A 749-nucleotide genomic window follows, 5' to 3' on the forward strand; every position below is an offset into this window, starting at 1 on the left:
TTTCCCATGCCGGAGGACGTGAAGCAATTCGTCGTTGTGGATGATCGCGGCTACATCGAGATGAAAAATGGCCGGGTGTTGCAGAGTTCACTGCCGACAGAGGATATTTGGGGAAACATGTATGTCGACTACCCGTTTCCCGGTGAAGAGCACTCGATAAATTCCTATTCCTTTCCAGAATTCAAAGACCTAAAGAGCAAAGCACCCGAGGTCAAGAATTACACTGGTTGGACGCACATGAAATGCGATCCGAACTTGGGCATCGTGCCGAAGAAGAATAGCTTGTCGGGAATCTCCGGTGTGATCTATTCACTGGAAGCCTATTCGCTTGCTGCGCCGGTCTACTTCGGCTCGCGCTTGCTCAGCAAAACGGAAGATCAATGAATTCTATCCGTCCGATGAGGTGGCCAGTCTCGAGGCGCTGTCTGGTCCGCACAGTCTGCGACATGCTTGCCACGCCGATAGGTGGAACGGGACAATGGCCTTTGCCCGCTCCCAAGCTGGAGGGCTGACAAGATGAGTGCCACTTACACAGCCTTTGTCTGGTGGGCCGTACCGGTCTGTAGCACCGCATTCATGGTTCTCGCGTCTGCGTATTTGTGGAGGCGCGCTCGCGTCAAAGTGTTGAGCACCGTGGTAGCCACTCTCGCATTGGTTGCAGCCGTTCCGCTAATTCCAGGCGTGGCCGCGCACATGCCACGTGAAACGCCGAAGCAAGTGATCTACCGGTTCGACGATCATCGGTGGCT

At 54.6% G+C, this 749-nt stretch carries 1 protein-coding gene; it reads left to right on the forward strand.

The window, feature by feature from the left end:
* The coding region (locus NCT03_RS33665) for a hypothetical protein (RefSeq protein WP_250495514.1) at positions 1 to 384 on the forward strand (384 nt) is incomplete at its 5' end.
* Positions 385 to 749: the final 365 nt, after the last annotated feature.

It is taken from the genome of Caballeronia sp. GAWG1-1, from assembly GCF_023631465.1.
GTDB lineage: Bacteria > Pseudomonadota > Gammaproteobacteria > Burkholderiales > Burkholderiaceae > Caballeronia.